Source organism: Streptomyces sp. NPDC058470 (assembly GCF_042721055.1).
Taxonomy (GTDB): domain Bacteria; phylum Actinomycetota; class Actinomycetes; order Streptomycetales; family Streptomycetaceae; genus Streptomyces.
Genome location: NZ_JBHXMF010000039.1, coordinates 39,294 through 61,475, shown reverse-complemented (window position 1 = coordinate 61,475; position 22,182 = coordinate 39,294). Strand labels below are relative to the sequence as shown.

The 22,182-nt window shown below is 70.2% G+C and carries 22 protein-coding genes; 8 read left to right on the top strand and 14 right to left on the bottom strand.

Features of this window, described 5'->3' with window-relative positions:
* From rsmA to rsmI, 5 genes are all read right to left on the bottom strand, one after another.
* On the bottom strand, positions 1–952 hold a 952-nt coding region (gene rsmA, locus ACFWP7_RS26910; RefSeq protein WP_384385900.1), incomplete at its 3' end, for a 16S rRNA (adenine(1518)-N(6)/adenine(1519)-N(6))-dimethyltransferase RsmA.
* Between the two features lie 136 nt (positions 953–1,088).
* Positions 1,089–2,444, bottom strand: a complete 1,356-nt coding sequence (locus ACFWP7_RS26905; RefSeq protein ID WP_384385897.1) for a ubiquitin-like domain-containing protein — start codon at positions 2,442–2,444, stop codon at positions 1,089–1,091.
* A 140-nt stretch (positions 2,445–2,584) separates the two neighbouring features.
* On the bottom strand, positions 2,585–3,457 hold the full coding sequence (locus tag ACFWP7_RS26900; protein ID WP_384385894.1) for a TatD family hydrolase: 873 nt from the start codon (positions 3,455–3,457) through the stop codon (positions 2,585–2,587).
* A gap of 62 nt (positions 3,458–3,519) precedes the next feature.
* The gene (locus ACFWP7_RS26895) at positions 3,520–3,948 is read right to left on the bottom strand and encodes a hypothetical protein (RefSeq protein WP_384385891.1); all 429 of its coding nucleotides are present in this window, start codon (positions 3,946–3,948) and stop codon (positions 3,520–3,522) included.
* Between the two features lie 357 nt (positions 3,949–4,305).
* A complete protein-coding gene (gene rsmI, locus ACFWP7_RS26890; RefSeq protein ID WP_384385888.1) occupies positions 4,306–5,163 on the bottom strand; it encodes a 16S rRNA (cytidine(1402)-2'-O)-methyltransferase in 858 nt (285 codons plus the stop codon).
* 95 nt (positions 5,164–5,258) lie between these two features.
* On the opposite strand from rsmI, the gene ACFWP7_RS26885 reads away from it, so the two are divergent.
* The 5 genes from ACFWP7_RS26885 to ACFWP7_RS26865 all read left to right on the top strand — a co-directional run bounded on the left by ACFWP7_RS26885 (position 5,259) and on the right by ACFWP7_RS26865 (position 12,122).
* Positions 5,259–6,998, top strand: coding sequence for a dolichyl-phosphate-mannose--protein mannosyltransferase (locus ACFWP7_RS26885; RefSeq protein WP_384385886.1), 1,740 nt, complete (start codon positions 5,259–5,261; stop codon positions 6,996–6,998).
* Positions 6,999–7,115: 117 nt separating this feature from the next.
* Positions 7,116–8,762 (top strand): penicillin-binding transpeptidase domain-containing protein, encoded by a 1,647-nt coding sequence (locus ACFWP7_RS26880; protein ID WP_384385883.1) that lies wholly within the window; start codon positions 7,116–7,118, stop codon positions 8,760–8,762.
* A gap of 97 nt (positions 8,763–8,859) precedes the next feature.
* Complete coding sequence (locus ACFWP7_RS26875; RefSeq protein WP_384385880.1) at positions 8,860–10,542, top strand: penicillin-binding transpeptidase domain-containing protein; 1,683 nt, start codon at positions 8,860–8,862, stop codon at positions 10,540–10,542.
* A gap of 204 nt (positions 10,543–10,746) precedes the next feature.
* On the top strand, positions 10,747–11,280 hold the full coding sequence (locus ACFWP7_RS26870; protein WP_384385877.1) for a YbaK/EbsC family protein: 534 nt from the start codon (positions 10,747–10,749) through the stop codon (positions 11,278–11,280).
* Positions 11,277–12,122 (top strand): EamA family transporter, encoded by an 846-nt coding sequence (locus ACFWP7_RS26865; protein WP_384385874.1) that lies wholly within the window; start codon positions 11,277–11,279, stop codon positions 12,120–12,122. The genes ACFWP7_RS26870 and ACFWP7_RS26865 overlap by 4 nt, the downstream gene beginning before the upstream one ends.
* 34 nt (positions 12,123–12,156) lie before the next feature.
* On the opposite strand, the gene ACFWP7_RS26860 is transcribed toward ACFWP7_RS26865, so the two are convergent.
* Positions 12,157–12,462, bottom strand: a complete 306-nt coding sequence (locus ACFWP7_RS26860) for a hypothetical protein (protein WP_384385871.1) — start codon at positions 12,460–12,462, stop codon at positions 12,157–12,159.
* A gap of 79 nt (positions 12,463–12,541) precedes the next feature.
* On the opposite strand from ACFWP7_RS26860, the gene ACFWP7_RS26855 reads away from it, so the two are divergent.
* The gene (locus ACFWP7_RS26855) at positions 12,542–13,009 is read left to right on the top strand and encodes an SRPBCC family protein (RefSeq protein ID WP_365431821.1); all 468 of its coding nucleotides are present in this window, start codon (positions 12,542–12,544) and stop codon (positions 13,007–13,009) included.
* Between the two features lie 66 nt (positions 13,010–13,075).
* Here the strand turns inward: ACFWP7_RS26855 and ACFWP7_RS26850 are convergent, their stop codons facing one another.
* From ACFWP7_RS26850 to ACFWP7_RS26830, 5 genes are all read right to left on the bottom strand, one after another.
* Positions 13,076–14,236 carry a serine hydrolase domain-containing protein gene (locus tag ACFWP7_RS26850; protein WP_384385868.1) on the bottom strand — a complete coding sequence of 387 codons (1,161 nt, stop codon included), beginning with the start codon at positions 14,234–14,236 and terminating at the stop codon, positions 13,076–13,078.
* 67 nt (positions 14,237–14,303) lie between these two features.
* Positions 14,304–14,750 carry an organic hydroperoxide resistance protein gene (locus ACFWP7_RS26845; protein WP_384385866.1) on the bottom strand — a complete coding sequence of 149 codons (447 nt, stop codon included), beginning with the start codon at positions 14,748–14,750 and terminating at the stop codon, positions 14,304–14,306.
* A 198-nt stretch (positions 14,751–14,948) separates the two neighbouring features.
* Positions 14,949–15,698, bottom strand: coding sequence for an energy-coupling factor ABC transporter ATP-binding protein (locus tag ACFWP7_RS26840; protein WP_384385863.1), 750 nt, complete (start codon positions 15,696–15,698; stop codon positions 14,949–14,951).
* Positions 15,698–16,459 carry a cobalt ECF transporter T component CbiQ gene (gene cbiQ / locus ACFWP7_RS26835; protein WP_384385860.1) on the bottom strand — a complete coding sequence of 254 codons (762 nt, stop codon included), beginning with the start codon at positions 16,457–16,459 and terminating at the stop codon, positions 15,698–15,700. The genes ACFWP7_RS26840 and cbiQ overlap by 1 nt, the downstream gene beginning before the upstream one ends.
* A gap of 1 nt (position 16,460) precedes the next feature.
* Positions 16,461–17,510: an energy-coupling factor ABC transporter permease gene (locus ACFWP7_RS26830; protein WP_384385857.1), complete on the bottom strand. Its 1,050-nt coding sequence runs from the start codon at positions 17,508–17,510 to the stop codon at positions 16,461–16,463.
* A gap of 209 nt (positions 17,511–17,719) precedes the next feature.
* Between ACFWP7_RS26830 and ACFWP7_RS26825 the strand changes: the two genes are divergently transcribed.
* Entirely contained in the window at positions 17,720–18,076 is a 357-nt protein-coding gene (locus ACFWP7_RS26825; RefSeq protein ID WP_384385854.1) for an SsgA family sporulation/cell division regulator, read from the top strand.
* Positions 18,077–18,090: 14 nt separating this feature from the next.
* On the opposite strand, the gene ACFWP7_RS26820 is transcribed toward ACFWP7_RS26825, so the two are convergent.
* Positions 18,091–18,342, bottom strand: a complete 252-nt coding sequence (locus tag ACFWP7_RS26820) for a DUF397 domain-containing protein (protein WP_384385852.1) — start codon at positions 18,340–18,342, stop codon at positions 18,091–18,093.
* Positions 18,339–19,196 carry a helix-turn-helix domain-containing protein gene (locus ACFWP7_RS26815; protein ID WP_384385849.1) on the bottom strand — a complete coding sequence of 286 codons (858 nt, stop codon included), beginning with the start codon at positions 19,194–19,196 and terminating at the stop codon, positions 18,339–18,341. The genes ACFWP7_RS26820 and ACFWP7_RS26815 overlap by 4 nt, the downstream gene beginning before the upstream one ends.
* Positions 19,197–19,332: 136 nt before the next feature.
* Here ACFWP7_RS26815 and ACFWP7_RS26810 point away from each other — a divergent pair, with 136 nt between their 5' ends.
* Positions 19,333–19,791, top strand: coding sequence for an ATP-binding protein (locus tag ACFWP7_RS26810; protein WP_384385846.1), 459 nt, complete (start codon positions 19,333–19,335; stop codon positions 19,789–19,791).
* 64 nt (positions 19,792–19,855) lie between these two features.
* Here the strand turns inward: ACFWP7_RS26810 and ACFWP7_RS26805 are convergent, their stop codons facing one another.
* Positions 19,856–22,072 carry an MMPL family transporter gene (locus tag ACFWP7_RS26805; RefSeq protein WP_384385844.1) on the bottom strand — a complete coding sequence of 739 codons (2,217 nt, stop codon included), beginning with the start codon at positions 22,070–22,072 and terminating at the stop codon, positions 19,856–19,858.
* Positions 22,073–22,182 lie beyond the last annotated feature (110 nt).

Sequence of the window (22,182 nt, the reverse complement as noted above, 5' to 3'; positions counted from 1 at the left end):
CGCCAGCACGGTTCTCGCCGACACGGTCTTCGCCAGCACGGTTCTCGCCGACACGGTCTTCGCCAGCACGGTTCTCGCCGACACGGTTCTCGGCGGCACGGTTCTCGGCGATACGGGCGAACTCCTCGACGGTCAACGACTCGCCGCGGGCCTGCGGGGAGACACCGGCCGCGACGAGCGCGGTCTCGGCGGCACCGGCAGAACCCGCCCACCCGGCGAGGGCGGCGCGCAGCGTCTTGCGCCGCTGCGCGAACGCGGCGTCCACCACCGCGAACACCTCACGCTTCGTGGCCGTGGTCCTGACAGGTTCGGTGCGCCTGGTGAGCGACACCAGCCCGCTGTCGACGTTCGGCGCGGGCCAGAAGACGTTGCGCCCGATGGAACCCGCGCGCTTCACGTCCGCATGCCAGTTGGCCTTCACCGACGGGACGCCGTACACCTTCGAGCCGGGCGGGGCCGCGAGCCGGTCGGCGACCTCGGCCTGCACCATCACCAGCGTGCGCTCGATGGTCGGGAAGGTGTCGAGCATGTGCAGCAGTACGGGAACGGCGACGTTGTACGGCAGGTTCGCCACGAGTGCGGTGGGGGCGGGGCCGGGGAGCTCCCGTACCTGCATCGCGTCGGCGTGCACGAGAGAGAAGCGGCCGGCGCGGTCCGGCATGCGCGCGGCGATGGTCGCGGGGAGCGCTCCGGCGAGTACGTCGTCGATCTCCACGGCGATGACCCTGTCCGCGGCTTCCAGCAGCGCGAGGGTCAGCGAGCCGAGCCCTGGGCCCACCTCGACGACCACGTCGTCGGGGCGGACGCCGGCGGTGCGGACGATGCGGCGCACCGTGTTCGCGTCGATCACGAAGTTCTGGCCGCGCTGCTTGGTGGGCCGCACGCCGAGGGCTTCCGCGAGTTCGCGGATCTCGGCGGGGCCCAGGAGGGCGTCGGGGGTGGGGCTGGTCACGGACCAAGGGTACGGGCTGGAGATTTCCAGCCCGTCCGGCGTTTGAGGACGAGCGCGTTCAGCGCGAACGGGTGTCTGGGGGCAGAGCCCCCAGGAACAAGGACCGGGTAGGGGCGGCGGGGGCGAAAAACCACCCTCACCCACCCAACCGCGCCCCACAATGCGGCCAAGGACTGGCCCCCCGCCGTACGTACAGCTTCTTCGCGCGGAAGGTCTGTTCCGCCGCGGGGGCGTCCTGGGGCCGTCCCGCGCCGCCGAGGCCCTGCCAGGTCCGGGTGTCGAACTGGTAGAGCCCTCCATACGTACCGGAGGGATCGACCGCCCCGGGCCGCCCGCCGGACTCACAGGCCGCAAGCCCGGACCAGTTCAGGTGATCTGCCCCGCCGACGGACGTGGGCATCGGCTTCGTACCGACCCTCACCAACTGCGCCCGCGGCTCCCGCACCACCTCGGAACCGACCAGCCGCGGCTTCTGCTTGACGCCGTTGACGGTCCGCAGGAGATACGTGACCCGCCGGGCCCCCGGCTGCCCGGCCCGCTCGACCACCTCGGTGCCCCGGAACAGCGAGGGATCCCGGGTCCGCTCCACGGCGAACGGAATCGACTCCTCGCGGACCTCCTTGGTCCCGGTGACCCGCATGACGGTGACGGTCTGCCCGTCGCGGGGGAAGCTGCCGGGCGCGACGGAGGTGGTGTCCTGCCCGCGGAGTGTGATCCCGGCCTGGTCGAGGGCCTCGCGCACGCTCGCCGCGTTCGTACGGATCGTCCGCGCCCGCCCGTCCGCCATGATCGTCACGGTGCGCTCGGTGCGGACGTGGAGGGTCAGCCCGGCCCGGCCGATCCGCTGGGAGCGCGAGGTCGACACGTACGCCCCTTCCGCGCGCACCCCGAGCTGCCGGAGCGCCCCGTCCACCGTGTGTGCCGTCGTCCACACCTGGCGCCGTTGCCCGTCGAGGGTGAGGTGCACGGGGCGGCCGTAGTGCACGGCGACCTCGTCGCCGGTCGCGAGCGCCGTGCCGGGGGCGGGCGCGACCACGTCGTGCGCCCCTACGTCGACGCCCTCGTCGGCGAGCAGTTCGGTGACGTCGTCCGCGAAGGTGTGCAGCGTGCGCGGCTTCCCGTCGACGGTGAGCTCGATCGCCTTGTCGTTGGCGACGAAGGCGGAGGTGCCGCCGGCCAGGAACGCGACCACCAGCGCCTGCGGGAGCAGCCGCCGCAGGGAGTCGGGGCGCTCGCCGGTGCTCTTGTGCCGGGCCGCGCGCCGGGCCTCGGCACGTCCGCCGGGCCGCGGGGCGACCTGCCGGGGCAGCCGGGGCTCGGTGGGGAGGTCGGCCACGGGGGTGTACGCCCCGTAGGCGGGCGCGTACATGTCCTCGTAGCCGCCGCCATCACGTCCGTACGGCGGCTCGTACGGCGTCCCTGTGGTTCCTGCGGTTCCTGCGGTTCCTGTAGTTCCTGCGGTTCCGTACGTCTCGTACTGCGAGTTGCTCACGACGACACGCTCCAGGAGAGTCCGGATCGGGCGATCAGAACCTAGCGGAGCGGTCGTCACTCTCCAAAGCAAGGCAGCTACGCAGTGTCGCGACACTGCCCTGAGGTAGGGCCCGGAAGAACCCCCGGAAGTGTTATTCGTCAGTAATCAAACGCACGGGCGGTGTTCGCGGAGATCGAGGTCGCGAGCACGTCCTCGTCGATGCCCCGCACCGCGGCCATGGCGCGCACCGTGACCGGAATGAGATACGGCGCGTTAGGCCGTCCGCGGTACGGCGCGGGGGTCAGGAAGGGCGCGTCGGTCTCCACCAGGACGAGCTCCAGCGGCGCCATGGCGAGCGCGTCGCGCAGCGGCTGGGCGTTCTTGAAGGTCATGTTGCCGGCGAAGGACATGAAGTAGCCGGCGCGGGCGCACACCTCGGCCATCGCGGCGTCACCGGAGTAGCAGTGGAAGACGGTCCGCTCGGGGGCGCCCTCCTCCTTGAGGATGCGCAGCACATCGGCGTGGGCGTCGCGGTCGTGGATGACCAGGGCCTTGCCGTGCCGTTTGGCGATCTCGATGTGGGCCCGGAAGGACCGCTCCTGGGCGTCCTTGCCCTCGGGGCCGGTGCGGAAGTGGTCGAGCCCTGTCTCGCCGACGCCCTTGACCTGCGGCAGGGCGGCCAGCCGGTCTATCTCGGCGAGCGCCTCGTCCAGAGCGGCGGCACCGCCCGGCGCCCGCTCGCCCTGCCGGGACCAGCCGTCGGGGTCGCCGTGCACGATGCGGGGCGCTTCGTTCGGGTGCAGCGCGACCGTGGCGTGGACGGCGGCGTACGCGGCAGCCGTCTCGGCCGCCCAGCGCGAGCCCTTCACGTCGCAGCCGACCTGGACGACGGTCGTCACCCCGACCGACGCGGCCTTGGCGAGGCCCTCGTCCACCGTGCCGGACTGCATGTCGAGGTGGGTGTGCGAGTCGGCTACGGGCACGCGCAGCGGCACGGGGAGGGGCGGGGCTTCGGTCGTCCGGGAGGGCATACCCCGATTCTACGAAAGGGGCATGCCCGTTCTCACCCTGATTCCCTGCCAGGGGCGCCGGGTCAGCCGGCCTTGCGGTGCGCGAAGGGGTGCAGCAGATCCGAGAGGTGCCAGTGGTGCGTTTCCTTGGACGCTTCCCCGGTCTCCCCGAGGGTCTCGTCACGCGCCGCCTCGAGCTTGCGCCCCGACTGGGTCCGCTGCTGGAGGCGCTGGAGGGACTCCTGGACGGAGGACACCTGGCCGGCGCGCATGATGCGCACCACGTGGTTGTCGCAGTTCAGGCAGGTGGGGCGGCTCAGCGGCGACGGCACGACGCGGCCGTCCGCGACGTACATCACGAACTCGGCGCCTTCGGCGTCGCGGTGGTGCTCAATCTCGTACGACTGCTCCCACCCGTGCCCACAGCGCATGCAGGCGAAGGAATACGACTCGTTGACGACGGCGGTGGCCGCTGCGCTGCGGGGACCGGTCTGTCCTGCGATCTCATTCATGCCAGCTCCTCTGTCCGCTGGACAAGCGCCTCCGGCTGGCGGAGGCGGAGGGACGGTGCGTCCCTTCAATCAGTGGACGCTTCTCCCGGCGCGAGTGCATGAGACCTGTCGAGTGTTGGAGCCGTCTTGGCCTTTCCTTGCCACAACGCTCCTGGTGGGGGGCCTGTGCTTTGCCTTCAACAGTAGCCCTTTGCCCGCCTATGGGGCAGTGCTCGCAGCGTGCTGCCGGCGGCCTGCGGAGCGGGCTCTTCCGGAGCGTTTCCGGTGGTGCCCACGGGACCGACGAGGTACCGCTCCGGACCTACGAGGTACGAGGTACCGCTCCGGACCTACGAGGTACGAGGTGCCGCTCCGGACCTACGAGGTACCGCTCCGGGCCGCGTTCTTCGCCGCGACCACCGCGTCGAAGACCTCCCTCTTCGGAAGCCCGGCCTCCTCCGCCACCACCGCGATCGCCTCCTTGCGCCGCTCCCCCGCCTCTTCGCGCACCTGGACCCTGCGCACCAGTTCGGCGGCGTCCAGCTGCTCGGTCTTCTCGGGGGCGCCCTCGACGACAACGGTGATCTCACCGCGTACGCCCTCGGCGGCCCAGGTGGCGAGCTCGCCCAGCGGGCCGCGCTTGACTTCCTCGTACGTCTTCGTCAGCTCGCGACAGACGGCGGCCCGGCGCCCGGTGCCGAAGACCTCGGCCATCGCGGCGAGGGTGTCGTCCAGTCGGTGCGGTGCCTCGAAATAGACCAACGTCCGGCGCTCGTCGGCGACTTCGCGCAGCCGGGACAGCCGTTCGCCCGCCTTCCGCGGCAGGAAGCCCTCGAAGCAGAAGCGGTCGACGGGCAGCCCCGACAGCGCGAGCGCGGTGAGCACGGCGGACGGGCCCGGTACGGCGGTGACCTTGATGTCCTTCTCGACGGCGGCCGCGACCAGCCGGTAGCCGGGGTCCGACACGGACGGCATCCCGGCGTCGGTCACCAGCACCACCCGCGCCCCGCCGACCAGCGCCTCGACCAGCTCGGGCGTCCGGGCCGCTTCGTTGCCCTCGAAGTACGAGACCACGCGCCCGCCGACCTGTACGCCCAGCGCCTGGGTGAGCCGCCGCAGCCGCCGGGTGTCCTCGGCGGCGACGACATCGGCCCCGGCCAGCTCCTGGGCGAGCCGGGGCGGCGCGTCCGAGATGTCGCCGATGGGGGTGCCTGCCAACACGAGGATTCCTGTCACGGCCCCATCCTCGCAGGGCACCGGCGGGAGAACCTCATCCGGCCGGAAGGGCCCGGGCGCGGGACTCCCACAGAAGGGTTCCCTACGATGGCGCGGTGACCAGTACCGCGTCCTCCACGGACACCCGACAGGGCCGGGCCGCCGAAGACCAGCGGCCGTCGTGGCAGCAGCGGCTGCGCCGCTTCGGATACACGGCAGGGCCGACCATCGACGTACGCGACCGGCTGGTGCCGCCGTACGCCGAGCCCAGCCCCCGTATCTGGGCCACGATCGGGCTGCGCCACGAGCTCGCCGAGCGCCTCACGCGCTGGTCGGCGTGGGTGGGACCGCTCCTGGTGACGCTGGTCGCCGGGCTGATGCGGTTCTGGAACCTGGGCAGTCCCAGGGCGGTGATATTCGACGAGACGTACTACGCCAAGGACGCCTGGGCGCTGTTCAACCGCGGCTTCGAGGTCAACTGGGCCAAGGACGCCAACACCCTGATCCTCCAGGGTGACGGCAACGTCCGGATCCCGACCGACGCCGCATATGTCGTGCACCCGCCGGTCGGCAAGTACGTCATCGGGCTCGGCGAATGGATGTTCGGGTTCAACCCTTTCGGCTGGCGCTTCATGACGGCGGTGCTCGGCACGCTGTCGGTGCTGCTGCTGTGCCGGATCGGGCGCCGCCTGTTCCGCTCGACCTTCCTCGGCTGTCTGGCCGGCACGCTGATGGCGGTCGACGGCCTGCAGTTCGTGATGAGCCGCACCGCGCTGCTCGACGGCGTGCTCATGTTCTTCATCCTCGCCGCCTTCGGCTGCCTGGTCGTCGACCGCGACAGATCCCGCGCCCGACTGGCGGCCGCGCTCCCGCCGGACGAGGACGGTTTCGTACGCCCCGACGCTCATGTCGCCGAGACCACCCGTCTCGGCTGGCGCCCCTGGCGCTGGGCGGCCGGCCTCATGCTGGGCCTGGCCCTCGGCACCAAGTGGAACGCCCTCTACTTCCTGGCCGCGTTCCTCGTGATGGCCCTCCTCTGGGACGTCGCCGCGCGCCGCGTCGCCGGTGCCCGCCACCCGTACATCGCGGTCCTGAAGCACGACACGGGCATCACGTTCCTGGCCACAGTCCCGGTCGTGATCGCCACCTACCTGGTCTCCTGGACCGGCTGGATCCTCTCCCCGGACAACGGCAAGGGCGGCTACTTCCGCAACTGGGCCGTGACCGACGGCAAGGGCGGCAACTTCACCTGGCTGCCCGACTGGCTGCGCAGCCTGTGGCACTACGAGAACCAGGTGTACGAGTTCCACGTCGGCCTCTCGTCCCCGCACCCCTACCAGTCGAACCCGTGGAGCTGGATCGTCCTGGGCCGCCCGGTCTCCTACTTCTACGAGTCCCCGGCCCCCGGCCAGGACGGCTGCCCCACGGACGCGGGCGACAAGTGCGCCCGCGAGGTGCTGGCGCTGGGCACCCCGCTCCTGTGGTGGGCGGCCTGCTTCGCGATCCTCTACGTCCTGTGGCGCTGGGCCTTCCGCCGTGACTGGCGCGCGGGCGCGATCGCTTGCGCCATCGCGGCCGGCTACCTCCCCTGGTTCATGTACCAGGAGCGCACGATCTTCTTCTTCTACGCCGTCGTCTTCGTGCCCTTCCTCTGCCTGGCCGTCGCCATGATGATCGGCGCCATCATCGGCCCACCTGGCTCCACCGAACGCCGCCGCGTCATCGGCGCCACCGCCGCAGGTGTCCTGGTCCTCCTGATCGCCTGGAACTTCATCTACTTCTGGCCGATCTACACGGGGCAGGCCATCCCCATCGACCAGTGGCGGTCGCGGATGTGGCTGGACACCTGGGTCTAGGGCCAATCGTGAAACTTCACCCCCACATGTCACTCCCCCCGCATAGAGTGCGAAGAGAAGACCTTTTCTGAACGCGTTCAGAAGTTCGGGGAGGGTCCACGGGGAGGGGATCGCGCGATGCGCAAGGGGGCAAAGGCCGCCATCGTCGGCAGTGTGTTCGCGGTGATGGTGGGGGGTGCCGGATACGGCGCGTACAACGTGGTGACCGCGATCAGCGGGGACGCGGGGACCAGTGGGTCGTCCGGGCCCGCGCCGGTGAAGACCGGGCCGCCGAGCGCCGACGAGGTCAAGGACGCGTCGGCCAAGTTCTTCGCGGCCTGGGAAGAGGGCGACGCGGTCACGGCGGCGGCGCTGACGAACAACGACGCGGACGCGGAGCCGGTGCTGGAAAGCTACGGCGCCGCCGGACATATCACCGAGGTGCAGATCACGCCGGGCACACCGTCCGGTGCGTCCTTGCCGTTCTCGGTGAAAGCGACGGTGTCGTTCGACGGGAAGAGCAAGCCACTCTCGTACGACTCGGAACTGACCGTCGTACGCGGGCTCACCACCGGGAAGGCACTGGTCGACTGGCAGCCGTCGGTCATCCATCCCGAGCTGGAGAAGGGCGACACATTCGTCACGGGCGAGGCGGCGGACCCGCCGATCGAGGCCGTGGACCGGAACAACGTTGTCCTGACCGCGGAGAAGTACCCGTCGCTCGGACCGATCCTGGACGAACTGCGCGGCAAGTACGGCGAGTCCGCGGGCGGCACGGCGGGCGTCGAGCTGGCGATCCGGCACACGGACGAGACCGCGGGCGACACCACGCTCCTGACCCTCGCCAAGGGCGAGCCGGGCAAGCTGCACACGACGCTCAGCGCGAACGCGCAGGCGGCGGCCGAGAAGGCGGTCAAGGACTACGACAACTCGTCCGTGGTCGCCGTGAAGCCGAGCACCGGTGAGGTGCTCGCGGTCGCCAACAACCGCGACGACGGCTTCAACGCGGCGTTCCTCGGCAAGGTGGCGCCCGGCTCCACGATGAAGATCATCACCGCGGCGATGTTCATCGACAACGGCGTGACCTCGATGAACGGCCCGGCGCCCTGCACGTCGACCGCCGTCTGGCAGAGCCAGACCTTCAAGAACCTCACGGGCATGGCGCCCAACGAGAACGCCAGCCTCGCCAACAGCTTCATGCGGTCCTGCAACACCGCCTTCATCAATCTCATCGACGGCACCGACGCGAACCCGCTGACGGACGAGTCGCTGACGACCGAGGCACAGACCCGGTTCGGTCTGGGCCAGGACAACTGGAAGACCGGCATCGCGTCCTTCGACGGCAGCGTCCCCGCCTCCGGCGGCCCGGACCGCGCGGCGAACGCGATCGGCCAGGGCCAGGTCCAGCTGAACCCGCTGAACCTCGCCTCGGTGACGGCGACCGCCATCACCGGCACCTTCCGGCAGCCGGTCGTCGTCTCCCCCGAGCTCGACGGCCGCCAACTGGCCACCGCCAAGGGGCTGCCGTCGAACACGGTGTCGCAGCTCCGCTCTATGATGAACGCCACCGCCGTCAGCGGCACTGCCGCCAAGGCCATGGCGGGACTCGGCGGCAGCATCGGCGCCAAGACCGGCTCCGCCGAGATCGACGGCAAGGCCGTCTCCGACAGCTGGTTCACCGGCTACCGGAACGACGTCTCGGCCGCCGCGCTGGTCCAGGGAGGCGGCCACGGAGGCGACGCGGCCGGTCCGATCGTCGCAGCTGTGCTACGAAGCGGTGGCTGAAGTCACTCCTCACAGGGCGGGACCCTAGGGTGGTGCCTCTCGTTGAGGAGCATGTGGGCACGGGGGCACCAGGGGAACCAGCGGAGGACATTTAGCTGTGGGCAACAGAAGACGCGTCGCCGAGGGCAGGACCAAGAAGAAGACGAAGCCCGCCGTCCTCGGCGGGGTGATCGCCGTGGTCGTCGCGGGCGGGGCTTTCGGCGCCTACAGCCTGTACGGCGGTGACGCGGCGGCCGAGGGCAGGCCGTCGTCGACGACCACCGACGAGAAGGCCGTCAAGACCGGCCCGCTGTCCGCCACCGAAGTGACCGCCGCGGCCACGAAGTTCCTCACCGCCTGGCAGAGCGGCGACGTCACGACGGCGTCCGCCGCCACCGACGACGCGGCGGCCGCGAAGACCCTGCTGACCGGCTACACCAAGGACGCGCACATCACCGACGTGACGCTGACGAGCGGCACCCGGTCGGGAGCCGTCGTCCCGTTCACCGTCAAGGGCACGGTCACGTACGAGGACACGAGTAAGCCGCTGTCGTACGAGTCGAAGCTGACGGTCGTCCGACGGGCCAAGGACGGTGTTCCGCTGGTGAGCTGGCAGCCGTCCGTCGTCCACCCGGACCTCCAGGACGGCGACAAGCTGGTCACCGGCGAGGCCGGCACGCCCCCGGTCAAGGCCCTCGACAAGCACGGCGGCGAGCTGACGACGGCCAAGTACCCGTCCCTGGGCACGGTGCTCGACGGACTGCGCGAGAAGTACGGCAAGACGGCCGGAGGCAAGGCGGGCGTCGAACTCCAGGTGATCCGCAAGGCCGCGGCGGAGGGCGAGGAGAAGACCCCCGACAAGACGCTGCTGACGCTCAGCGAGGGCACGCCGGGGACCGTGAAGACGACGCTCAGCCCCACCCTCCAGGCCGCCGCCGAGGAGGAAGTGGCCAAGAAGGCCAAGTCGTCGGTGGTCCTGCTGAACGCCTCGACGGGCGAGATCCTCGCGGTCGCCAACCAGAGCCACGGCTTCAACACCGCCTTCCAGGGCTCCCTCGCCCCCGGTTCCACGATGAAGGTCATCACGGCGTCGCTGCTCATCGACGAGGGCCTCGCCTCGGCGGACGAACCGCACCCGTGCCCCAAGACCTTCACGTACGGCAACTGGAAGTTCCACAACGACGACGACTTCGAGATCAAGAACGGCACGTTCAAGGCGAGCTTCGCGCGCTCCTGCAACACCGCCTTCATCAGCCAGGCCCCCGAGCTGGAGGACGACAGCCTCACCAAGCAGGCCCAGCAGGCGTTCGGCCTCGGCATGGACAACTGGGCCATCGGCGTCCCGTCCTTCGACGGCGCGGTGCCCGTGCAGTCGGAGGCGCAGATGGCGGCCTCGCTGATCGGCCAGGGCGGCGTCCGCATGAACCCGCTGAACATGGCGTCGGTCGCCGCCACGGTCAAGACGGGCACCTTCCACCAGCCGTACCTGGTGGCCCCGACCGTGGACAACCGCAAGCTCGCCACGGCCTCCCGCACCCTGTCCGCCGACACCCTCTCCCAGCTCCGCGAACTCATGCAGTACACCGCCTCGTCCGGCACCGCCGCCGAGGCGATGTCCGGCCTCGGCCCCGACTACGGCGCGAAGACCGGCTCGGCCGAGGTCGACGGCCAGGACAAGCCGAACGGCTGGTTCACGGCATACAAGGGCGACTTGGCAGCCGCGGGCGTCGTCCAGCAGGGCGGCCACGGCGGCGACACGGCGGGGCCGATCGTGGCGGCGTTGCTGAAGGCGGGAAGCTAGCCGCCTGTCTTGGCTGCGGGCAATCGTGCCGCCCTAGCTCGCTCCAGCTGCGGGCAATCGTGCCGCCCTAGCTCGCTCCAGCTGCGGGCAATCGTGCCGCTGGGGCGGCGCCTGTCCCAAAGAAGCGGCACCCCGTAAGCGCTGGGCTGCGCACCCACCCCGGCGTCGGCACCACCCCCGGCCCACCCACCGGAACTCGCTCGCATGCCCCGTACACCCACCACTACGGTGCCTTTCATGACCGCACCAGACGAGAACGCCGCGAGCCCCCGCTTCGCCGAGGCCCTGCGCGACCTGGGCCTCGGCGACCTCATCCCCCAGGTCCGGCGCTTCCCGGACGCGACCCGCACCGCCGCCGAGGCCGCCGCCGCGATCGGCTGCGAGCTGAGCCAGATCTGCAAGTCGCTGATCTTCGCGGCGGACGGGGTGCCCGTACTCGTCCTCATGGACGGCGCCTCCCGAGTCGATGTCGAGCTCGTACGGCGGGAGTTGGGCGCCGAGAAGGTGACCCGGGCGAAGGTGGACCTGGTGCGGGAGACGACGGGGTACGCCATCGGCGGCGTACCGCCCTTCGGACACCGTTCCAAGACCCGTGTCTTGGCGGACCGTTCGCTGCTCGACCACGAAACGGTGTGGGCCGCCGCGGGCACCCCGTACGCGGTCTTCCCGATGGACCCCAAGACCCTGATCACCCACGCGGGCGGCACACTGGTGGACGTGCGCGAGCAGACCCCGTGACCCCGCTGGTCACCGCGGCCGTCCTGTTCGCCGCGGTCACCCACGCCTGCTGGAACGCGATCGCGCATCGCATCACCGACAAGCTGGTCGGCTTCACGCTCATCGCGGGCGGCGGCATGCTGATCGGGCTGGCCATGACGCCGTTCACGCCGGTGCCCGCGTCCGGGGCGTGGCCGTATCTGATCGCGTCGGCCGTGATCCACATCGCGTACTACGTCCTGCTGATGCGCTCCTTCCGGCTCGGCGACTTCGGACAGGCCTATCCGATAGCCCGGGGTACCGCTCCCCTCATCGTCACCGGACTGGCGGCGGTCTTCGCGCACGAGGTGCCCAACGGGTGGGCGGCGGCGGGGATCGCGCTGTCCTGCGCGGGGCTGACCGGCGTCGCGCTGTGGGGGCTGCGGGGGCATCGCCCCAACTGGGCGGCGATCGGCGCGGCGTTGGCGACAGGGGTGTCGATAGCCGCGTACACCGTCGTGGACGGCCTGGGCGTACGCGCCTCCGGTTCCTCGCTCGGGTACATCGCCTATCTGATGGCCATCGAGGGCTTCGTGATCCCGGTGTACGCGGCGTACCGCTGGCGCGGCGAACTCATCACCGTCCTACGCCCGTTCGCCGCCCTCGGCCTGCTCGGCGCGGCCCTCTCCGTCGCGGCGTACGGGCTGGTCCTCTGGGCCCAGACCCGCGCCGAACTGGCGCCCATCGCCGCTCTGCGCGAGTCCTCGATCATCGTCGGCGCGGCCATCGGCGCGATCTTCTTCAAGGAACGGTTCGGGGCGCCCCGGATCGCGGCGGCGGGGCTCCTGGTGGTGGGGATCGGGCTGATGCTGCACACGGGGTGAGTCGCATGCAGGGGGACATGCAGGAAGATCCGGGTCAGCTCCGCCAGTCGCCGACGCCGTCCCATGCCCGCGCGATCGTGGGTTCCAGATCCGGGCGGCCATGGGTCTCGCCCACCTCGAAGAGCAGGTCCCGCATGCGGTCCGTGCCGCTGCGGTCGTGCAGGCGCTGCCCGATGGCGCGTATCTCGGGCAGATTGCCGGGCACCCCTTCGCGGGACGTGACGAGCTTGATCATCCGCTTGGCCAGCTGTTCCACGTACCGGGTCGATCCGTTGTCCGGCGGAACCTCCCTCGGTGTCTGGCGACCACCGCCGAGCCAACTGCGCACCTTCTGAATCAAGGTCTCTCTCCCGCCCCGTTCTTCGTGGGAAGAGCATAGACAGCGGGGAGAGCATGGACAGCGGTTCTAGACTCGGGCCATGGACAGGACCGACCGCGCCAGCCGGGTGATCGCCGCGTCACCGGCGACCGTCTACGGCGCTCTCCTCGACCGGGAGTCCCTGGAGGCCTGGTTGCCGCCGGACGGCATGCGCGGACGGGTCGAGCGGTGGGATCCCCGGCCCGGTGGCGGGTTCCGGATGGTCCTCACCTACCTCGACGCCACCGACAGCCCCGGCAAGACTTCGGACGCGACGGATGTCGTCGATGTCGGGTTCGCCGACCTGGTGCCACCGGAGCGCGTGGTGCAGCGGGCGGTGTTCGAGGCCGACGACCCGTCGTACGCGGGCACCATGACGATGACCTGGCAGCTGGCTGCCGCCGGTGACGGGACCGAGGTGACCGTCACCGCCACGGATGTGCCGCCCGGCATCGACCAAGAAGCACACGAGACCGGGATCGCCTCCTCGCTGGCCAACCTGGCGTCGTACGTCGAAGGGACCGGCTGACTCAGGTCGGCTGCGGCCCGGGCCAACGCTGGTGAGCGCACCGGCCAGGCTCACCAGCCCCGGGGTTCAGCGCCCCACAACCCCCCGCACCGCCCCCACCAACGCCTGCGCCCGCGCATCCGCCGTCACGCTCTTGCGGAAGCCGTTCGTCACATACCCGAAGGCGATCCCCGACTCGGGGTCCGCGAAGCCGAGTGCGCCGCCCCGGCCGGGGTGCCCGAAGGAGCCCGCGGACAGCAGTGGGGACGCGGTGCCGTGCAGCATGTACCCGTGCCCGAAACGGGTGTTGACGACCAGGACACGGTCAGGTCCGGCGGACTGTTCCGCGCGGGCCGCCGAGACGGTGGCCGGGGAGAACAGCCGCACGCCGTCCACCTCCCCGATCAGCGAGGCATAGAAGCGGGCGAGGCCCTCCGCCGTGGCGATCCCGTTGGAGGCGGGCAGGACGGCCGCCCGGTACGCGGCATCGTTCTCGTCCGCCGGCGGGGTGATCGCGGCAAACGCGCGGCGCGTCAGCGACGCGGAATCCGCGTACGCCTCGGAGACCGACCGCTTGGGCCGGGTGTGCAGACCGCCCGCCGCCGGCGGTCCCTCGACCTGCCCGACCCGGCCGACCCGCGCCGCCACCGCGTCCGGCAGCCCGACCCACAGGTCCAGTCCCAGCGGTCCGGCGATCTCGTCGGCGATCCAGTCACCGATCGAGCGCCCGGTCACCCGCCGTACCACTTCGCCGGTCAGCCAGCTGTACGTGTGTGCGTGGTATCCGTGGTCGGTGCCCGGCTCCCACAGGGGTGTCTGCGCGGCCACCGCCGCGGCCCCGAGATCGGGATCCGCCGCCTCGGCCGGTGTCAGCGGGTGGTCGAGGACGGGCACGCCGGCCCGGTGCGCGAGGACATGGCGTACGAGTGTCCGCTCCTTGCCCCGTGCCTTGAACTCCGGCCAGTACGCGCCGACCGGAGCGTCGAGGTCCAGCCGACCGCGCTCGGCCAGCATGAGGAGTACGGCGGCGGCCACGCCCTTGGTCGCGGAGCGCACGATCTGCGCGGTGCCCCGCTCCCAGGGCACGTCGGTGTCGACGTCACGTGTGCCGCCCCACAGGTCGACGACCTTGTGCCCGTCGCGGTACACAGCGACGGCGGCGCCCCGGTCCCCGAGCGCGTCGAAGTTCGCCGCGAACACCTCCCTGACCGGCTCGAAGCCCTCGGCCACTGTGCCGTTCACGTCCACGTCCGCACTCCCTGTCGCCACCCGACTGCCAACACTGCGTGCAACACACATGCAGAGCCCGCGATTCCTAGCCGAGCAGGATCGTGACCTCGATGTTGCCGCGGGTGGCGTTGGAGTACGGGCAGACCTCGTGGGCCTCGTCCACCAGCTTGGCCGCGAGGTCCTGGTCGACGACGGGGAGCGAGACGCTCAGGGCGACCGCGAGGCCGTACCCGCGCAGTTTGTTGGGGCCGATGCCGACCTTCGCGGCGACCGTGGAGCCGGAGAGGTCGAAGCCGGAGCGGCGGCCCACCATGACCAGCGCGTTGTGGAAGCAGGAGCTGTAACCGGCCGCGAACAGTTGCTCCGGGTTCGTGCCGTTGCCGTCCCCGCCGAGCGCCGGCGGCATCGCGACCTTCAGTTCGAGCTGGCCGTCCTGGCTGGTGACGTAGCCGTCCCGGCCGCCGTGCGCGGTGGCCTCGGCGACGTACATGATCTTTGTCGGGCGGGTGTCGACAGTGGTGCCGTCGATCATGGCGGGACCTCCCCCGGGGCGGGCGGCGCAGGAGCGGGCGATTGCATCGCGCACACGTTATCGAGCGGCACGAGCATCTTGTTACCGGGGGGTAGCAAGGAGGGGCGGCCGCAGCTCAGCGGGGTTTCGCGACCTTGTCCTCGGTCACGCGCCCGTCGTCCTTGCTCTCGGTCACGCGCCCGTCGTCCTCGCTCTCGGTCACGCGCCCATCGTCACGGAGCGCGGGTCGAAGCCGAAGGGCAGCTCCAGACGGTGGGTGCGCATCAGCTCGTCGTCGGCGAGCAGTTCGCCGGTCCTGCCGTCGGCCGCGATCACGCCGTCGCTGAGGATGAGGGCGCGGGGGCACAGTTCGAGGGCGTACGGCAGGTCGTGCGTGACCATGAGGACGGTCACGTCCAACGACCGCAGGATGTCGGCGAGTTCGCGCCGCGAGGCGGGGTCGAGGTTGGAGGACGGCTCGTCGAGGACGAGGATCTCCGGCTCCATCGCCAGTACGGTCGCCACGGCGACCCGGCGCCGCTGCCCGAAGGAGAGGTGGTGGGGCGGGCGGTCGGCGAAGTCCGCCATACCGACCTGCGCAAGGGCGGTGCGGACCCGCTCCTCCAGCTCGGCGCCCTTCATCCCGGCCGCGGCAGGACCGAAGGCGACGTCCTCGCGCACGCTCGGCATGAACAACTGGTCGTCCGGGTCCTGGAAGACGATGCCGACCTTGCGCCGGATCTCCGCCATGTGCTGCTTGCCGACGGGGAGTCCGGCCACCGTCACGGTCCCGGCGCCGCCGTTCAGGATGCCGTTGAGATGCAGTACGAGGGTGGTTTTTCCGGCGCCGTTCGGGCCGAGCAGCGCGACACGCTCACCGCGCGCGACGGTGAAGTCGATGCCGAAGAGGGCCTGGTGGCCGTCGGGGTAGGCGAAGGCCAGTCCGGCGACTTGGAGAGAGGGGGTCATCACAAGGTCCATCCCAGCAGACACACCACGAGCGCGGCGAGCGGAAGGGCGAGGGCGCACGACCACTGCGCCCGGGACGCGGTCACCTCGTCGATGATCGGCATCGAACCGGCGTACCCCCGGCTCACCATGGCGAGGTGCACGCGCTCGCCGCGCTCGTAGGAGCGGATGAACAGGGCACCCGCGGACTTCGCGAGCACCCCCCAGTGTTTGATGCCGCTCGCCTCGAACCCGCGCGACTCCCGCGCGATCCGCATCCGCCGCATCTCGTCCGCGATGACATCGCCGTACCGGATCATGAAGGACGCGATCTGTACGAGCAGCGGCGGGAGCTTCAGGCGTTGCAGGCCGAGGAGGAGCTCGCGCAGTTCGGTGGTGGAGGCGAGGAGTACGGAGGCGGCGACGCCGAGGGTGCCCTTGGCGAGGACGTTCCAGGCGCCCCACAGCCCGTTCACGCTCAACGACATGCCGAGGACGTCGACCCGCTCGCCCTCCGCGACGAACGGCATGAGCACCGCGAAGGCGACGAACGGGACCTCGATGAGCAGCCGGTTCAGCAGGAAGGAGGCGGGGACGCGGGCCTGGTACGCGACGACCGCGAGGAGGACGGCGTACAGCGCGAACGCCCACATCGCCTCGCGCGGGGTGGAGACGACCACGATCACGAAGGCGAAGGTGGCCGCGAGTTTGGTGTGCGGCGGCAGGGCGTGCACGGGCGAGTGGCCGCGCCGGTAGAGCTTGTGAGCGTGACCGGCGCCCATGTCAGGCGACCTGCGAAGGGGACACGTCGGTCGTACGGCGCCTGCGGACCGCCCAGAAGACGCCGGTGCCCGCGACGACGGTGACGCCGACGCCGATGACGCCCGCGAGGCCGCCGGAGAGCCGGGCGTTCGAGACGTCCTTGACTCCGTAGTCGGCGAGCGGGGAGTCGGCAGCGGCGTGCTCCTCGGCGGCCGCGGAGATGCCCTTGTCCTCGGCGACCTTTTCCAGGCCGTCGGGGCTCGCGGAGGCGTAGAAGCTGACGAACCCGGCGAGGACCAGGGAGGCGACGAGTCCGGTGATCCACACCTTGCGGTGGGGGGTGCGGGCGGCGACGGGGACCGGGACCGGGGCGGCCTCGGGTGCGTCGACCAGCTCGCCGTTGACGCGCAGCTTGAGCTGCTGGGTCAGGCCACGCGCTCCGTACACGAGATCCGGTCGTACGGCGATGACGGCGCCGACCGTGAGCGCGGTGATCGCGGCCTCGCCGATGCCGATGAGGATGTGGACGCCGACCATCGCGGTGGCGACCTTGTCGATCGAGACGTCGGTGGTGCCGCCGAGTGCGTAGATCAGGGTGAAGGCGACGGCGGCGGCCGGTACGGAAAGCAGCGCGGAGACGAAGGCGGCGGCGGTGATGGAGCGGCGTCCGCGCGGGAGCACCTTCACCAGGCCGCGGAACACGGCGTACGCGACGACCGTGGTGACGATCGCCATGTCCGTGATGTTCACGCCGAGCGCGGTGAGGCCGCCGTCCGCGAAGAGGATGCCCTGCATCAGCAGGACCACGGAGACGCAGAGGACCCCCGTATAGGGGCCGACGAGTATCGCTGCCAGCGCACCCCCCAGCAGGTGTCCGCTGGTCCCGGCGGCGACCGGGAAGTTCAGCATCTGCACGGCGAAGATGAAGGCGGCGACCAGGCCGGCGAGCGGCGCGGTCTTCTCGTCCAGCTCACGGCGCGCCCCTTTGAGGCTCACGGCGATGGCACCGGCGGCGACTACTCCGGTGACCGCGGAGACGGGGGCGTTGATGAATCCATCTGGCACATGCACCGTACGAGAATAGCGCCTTGTTGCGAATGCTTCGCAAGAGCGAGATGGCCATGAATAAGCGGGCGGGCATCGGGCAGGAGCATGGGGGCAGGTCCTGGGGAGGTCAGGCGTGCACCGACAGCGGAAGCGGAATCCGCCGAGTGTGCGACATTGGAGAGGTGACGGATTCATAGATTCCGCACAGGTTACACAGCGTAAGGAGTCGGCTCATGTCCGCTGTCGAGCAGTACGCACGCGCTCATATCGTCACCGACACCGCAGACACCGCCGCCGACGAACACCGGGTCGTCCCCATCGCCCTTCGCTACGACCCCGAAGCCGACCCCCGCCAGGTCCACGTCACCCTGCCCGGCCCCCACGAGTGGGTCCTCGCCCGCGAGTTGCTCGAACAGGGCCTGCGGGTCCCCGTCAGCGACGGCGACGTACGCGTCTGGCCCCTCGGTCGCGTGCAGGCCGTCGTGGAGTTCCACTCCGCGGAGGGCGTGGCGGTCGTGCAGTTCGAGTCGAAAACGCTGCTGCGGTTCTTGCGTCGTACGTATATGGCGGCGGCGCCGGTGGCTCGCTGACGCTTACTGCGGGGCTACAGCGCCGATACGTGGGCCACGAAGTCCGTCCACGCGGTGGGGTCCACGCTGAGGTGGGCGCCCTGGGTGTTCTTGGAGTCGCGGACGTGGATGGTGGCGGGGGCCATGGCTATCTCGACGCAGTCGCCGGGTTCGCTGCTGTCGCTGTAGCTGCTCTTGAACCAGTCCAGCGCCACCTCGACGCAGTCGCCCGGTTCGGGGCCGCTGCTGTAGCTGCTCTTGAACCAGTGAAGTTCCCTGGCAGTCATAGTCTCCCCAGCAGTTGCTCGATGAAGGCTTGCGACTCCCTCGGCGTGAGAGCCTGCGCCCGGATCATCCCATAACGCAGTTCAAGGATCCGAAGATCCCTGGGGCTTGAGACCGGGCGCCCGTTGAACGCGCCGTCGGAACGCCCAACCGCTGCGCCATCGGGAAACTTCAGCACCTCGATCAGGCCATGCATGCCAGCGTGCTCCTCCCGGTCTGTCGGCATGACCTGGAGCGAGACGTTCCGCAACTGCCCGAGCCCCAGCAGGTGTTCGAGCTGTCGGCGCAACACCATCTTGCCCCCGAGGGGGCGTTCCAACGTCACCTGTTCCTGGATGAAACAGAGCGCTGGAGCCGGATCCTGCTCGAAGACGGACTTGCGGGCCATGCGCGCGGCGACCTCACGCTCCATCACACCCTGGGAGAGGGCGGGTTGCCGGTTCTCGAACATGGCAGCTGCATACTCAGGCGTCTGCAACAGGCCATGGATGTGGTGGGTGCTGTAGAGCAGCTGCTCAACCGCCCGCGCCTCCAGCTGAGCAAGCTCCCGCACCTTCTTCGGATAGCGGGCCTTCTCCGTGTGCACCCGCAGCGCGGCGATCGCCCCGCCCGCGTGCAGCACCTCGTCCGCCTGGTACAGGAACTCCAGCCGGGGGATCCGCGCCCCGCGCTCGATCTTGCGGACCATGTCCTCGCCGTACCCCATGGCCTCCCCGAAGTCGGCCGCGCTCATCCCCGCGGCCTCCCGGTGGAACTTGATGACACCGCCGACGACCTCGATCATCGGCGCCATCTCGTCCCCGGGCTCGATGCCCCAGCCGGCCTCGTCCACGCCCTCGTCCACGCCCTCGCTCATCGCCCACCTCCAACGCGCACTCGTACCCGTACGGCACGGAGACAGCCGAGACAGCCCGAGACAAACGCCGGACAGTAACGGTACGTACACGCGCCGCGACTCCTCACCGTACGCAGAGTCGGCCACGCTGAGTGATGTGAATCAAGAAACCGCCGCCCCTCACCCCCAACTCGGTCACCCCATCCGCAACTTCAGCGTCCTCCTGTCCCCCACGCCTCGCGGTGCCCGACTGGCCCGACTGCTGGCCGTCGAGCAACTGCGCAGCTGGGAGCTGCCGTTGGAGGCGCCGAGCCAGATCGTCGCCGAGCTGGCGGCCAACGCCGCGACCCACGGGCGAGTCCCGGGCCGCGACTTCCGCCTCACGCTCTACGTCGTCGGCGGCACGCTCCGTATCGAGGTCACGGACACACGCGGTGACCGCCTCCCCCGGCTCAACCCGGCAGAGTCGCACGCGGATTCAGGACGTGGCCTACTCCTCGTGGACGCACTGGCAGATCGCTGGGGCGTGACATCGGGACTGCCGCCCCGCAAGACGGTCTGGGCGGAGGTGGGCGTCCTGTGCCTTCTCGAAGCCCCGGCCCTCCAGCGGCAGTGAGACCCGCACAAACGACAGGGCGCCCCACCTCAAGTGGGACGCCCCGTCAGTCGCTACGCGAACCTCAGACCGGTGCCAGCTCCCGGTCCTCGTCCTTGCCGCGCCGTTCCTCATCCAGCTTGCGCAGCCCCTCGCCCTCGACGTCGACGTTCGGGAGGACGCGGTCGAGCCACTTCGGGAGCCACCAGGCCTTCTTGCCGAGGAGGGCCAGGACCGCCGGAACGATCGCCATGCGGACGATGAAGGCGTCGAAGAACACCGCGATCGCGAGGCCGAAGCCGATCATCTTGATCATCGACTCGGTGGAGCCGATGAAGCCGCCGAAGACGGCCATCATGATGATGGCGGCCGCGGTAACGACGCGGGCACCGTGGTTGAACCCGGTCACGATCGCCTGGTTGGGCCGCTCACCGTGGACGTACGCCTCGCGCATGCGGGTCACGAGGAAGACCTCGTAGTCCATCGCGAGACCGAAGACGACGCCCACCATGAAGATCGGCATCATCGACATGATCGGGCCGGTCTCCTCGACGCCCAGCAGGCCGGCGAACCAGCCCCACTGGAAGACGGCGACGACGGCGCCGAGCGCGGCCAGCACCGAGAGCAGGAAGCCGAGGGCCGCCTTCAGCGGGACCAGGATCGAGCGGAAGACCACGATCAGGAGGAGGAAGGCGAGGCCGACGACGAGCGCCAGATACGGGATCAGCGCGTCGTTGAGCTTCTGTGAGAAGTCGATGTTCATCGCCGTCGTGCCGGTGACCAGCACCTGCGCGCCGGTGTCCGCCTTGATGTCGCCGGCCTCGCCACGGATGGCGTGCACCAGGTCCTCGGTGGTGATCGAGGAGGGCTTGGAGTCCGGGATGACGTTGATCGTGGCGGTGTCCCCGGCCTCGTTCAGCGGCGACGCCGTCACCGACACCACATCGTCAAGGCCCTTGATCCGGTCGGTCACCGTGGTGACGGCGGCCTCCGGGTCGTCGCTCGCCTTCACGTCCGCGACGATCATCAACGGGCCGTTGAAGCCTGGTCCGAAACCGTCGGACAGCGTGTCGTACGCCCGGCGCTGGGTCGTGGACGTCGGCTGCGAACCGTCGTCGCCCAGGCCCAGTTCGAGCGAGGTCGCCGGAATCGCGGCGGCGCCGAGCGCGACGACACCGAAGAGGAGGACGGCGACCGGACGACGTACGACGAAGCTCGCCCAGCGGGTGCCCATGTTGGGCCTGCCCGCCTTCTTGGCGGCGCGCGCTCCCCCGAGCAGCTTGCTCTTCTTGCCCGCGGGCTGGACCCTCTTGCCGGCGAAGCCGAGCAGCGCCGGGATCATCGTCAGAGCGATCAGTACGGCGATCACGACCGTGCCCGCCGCCGCGACACCCATCTTCGTCAGCATCGGAATGTTCACGACCGACAGGCCGACCAGCGCGATGACCACGGTGAGGCCGGCGAAGACGACCGCGGAGCCCGCCGTGCCGACGGCCCGCCCGGCCGCTTCCTCGCGTTCGCGGCCCTCGGCCAGCTCGGCTCGGTAGCGGGAGACGATGAAGAGCGCGTAGTCGATACCGACCGCGAGCCCGATCATCATCGCGAGGGTGGAGGTGGTGCTGCCGAGGTCGAGCGCCTTCGCCAGGACCGTGATGGTCGAGATGCCGATGCCCACGCCGATCAGCGCGGTCAGCAGCGGCAGTCCGGCCGAGATCAGCGAGCCGAAGGTGATGACGAGGACGACCGCGGCGACCGCGATACCGATGATCTCGGTGGATCCGGTCTCGGGCACCGCCTGGAGCGCGTCACCGCCGATCTCGACGGTCAGCCCACCGGCCCGCGCCTCCTGAGCCGCGTCCTCCAGGGCCTCCTTCGAGGAGTCCTGCAACTCCATGCCGGAGACCTTGTACGAGACCTGCGTGTACGCGATCGTCCCGTCCTTGGAGATCGACTTGCTCTCGTACGGGTCGGTGACGGAGGTGACTTCGGAGCCGTCGCCGAGTGCCTCGACGGCCTTCTCGACGGTCGCCTTGTTCTCCGCGTCCTTCATCTTCTCGCCGCTGGGCGCCTTGAAGACGACACGTGCGGTCGCCCCGTCGGCGCTCATGCCGGGGTTGCGCTGTTCCAGCAGGTCGAAGGCCTTCTGCGCTTCCGTGCCGGGTATCGAGAAGGAACTGGTGCCCGCGGCGGGTGCGCTTGCCGCGCCGACACCCGCGAGGGTGAGCAGCGCCACCCAGATCAGGGCGACGAAGTGCCGTCGCCTGAAGGCGAGTCGGCCGAGTTTGTAGAGAAACGTAGCCACGAGGGCGTACTCCCGGTCAGGTCGTGGGATGGCAAAGGGCCGGTGCGATCACCCGCTGGGGGAACGGATGAGGGCAGAGGGGATCAGCCCGACGACGTGAGCGGTCGCGT